Source organism: Pseudomonas sp. R28(2017) (assembly GCF_002112505.1).
Classification (GTDB): Bacteria; Pseudomonadota; Gammaproteobacteria; order Pseudomonadales; family Pseudomonadaceae; genus Aquipseudomonas.
This window is the reverse complement of sequence record NZ_NEHW01000041.1, coordinates 1-837: the sequence shown is the minus strand read 5'-3', so window position 1 is coordinate 837 and position 837 is coordinate 1. Positions and strand designations below refer to the sequence as shown.

Annotated in this window: 1 protein-coding gene; it reads left to right on the top strand. The window is 66.9% G+C overall.

Annotation, left to right across the window (positions count from 1 at the left end; genetic code table 11):
- Window position 1: 1 nt before the first annotated feature.
- Window positions 2–837 (top strand): ABC transporter permease subunit (locus CAF78_RS27505; protein WP_256573989.1); only part of this gene is annotated, 836 nt, incomplete at its 3' end.

The following is an 837-nucleotide window of genomic DNA, read 5'->3' as shown; positions in this document are numbered from 1 at the left end:
CATCCCCCTGGGCGACTGGGTCACTGCAACCCTCAACTTCCTCGTGCACAACTTCCGCGAGGTGTTCCGCGCCATCCGCTGGCCGATCGACCAGGTGCTCAACGGCATCGAGTTCACCCTGCAGAGCATTCCGCCCACCATCGGCATCCTCCTGTCGTCGCTGCTCGGTTGGCAGCTGGCCGGCAAGCGCATGGCGCTGCTGTGCTTCATCACCCTGACCTTGCTCGGCCTGATCGGGGTCTGGGCCGAGTCGATGACCACCTTGGCGCTGGTGCTGACCTCGGTGTTCTTCTGCGCGGTGATTGGCATCCCGCTGGGCATCGTCTGCGCCCGCAGCAACCGCCTGGAAAGCATCATCCGGCCCTTGCTGGATGCCATGCAAACCCTGCCGGCGTTCGTTTACCTGGTGCCGGTGGTGATGCTGTTCGGTATCGGCAACGTCCCCGGCGTGCTGGTGACCATCGTGTTCGCGCTGCCGCCACTGGTGCGCCTGACCAACCTCGGCATCCGCCAGGTCCCGGAAGACAAGATCGAAGCCGCCCGCGCCTTCGGCTGCACGCCGCGGCAGATGCTGACCCGCGTGCAGTTGCCGCTGGCCACCTCGACCATCATGGCCGGCCTCAACCAGACCCTGATGCTGTCGCTGTCGATGGTGGTGATCGCCTCGATGATCTCGGTGGGTGGCCTGGGCCAGATGGTGCTGCGCGGCATCGGCCGCCTGGACATGGGCCTGGCGACCGTCGGTGGCGTCGGCCTGGTGCTGCTGGCGATCTTCCTCGACCGCCTGACCCAGGCCATGGGCGCGCGCACCAGCGCCGACCCGAGCCTGCGCTGGTA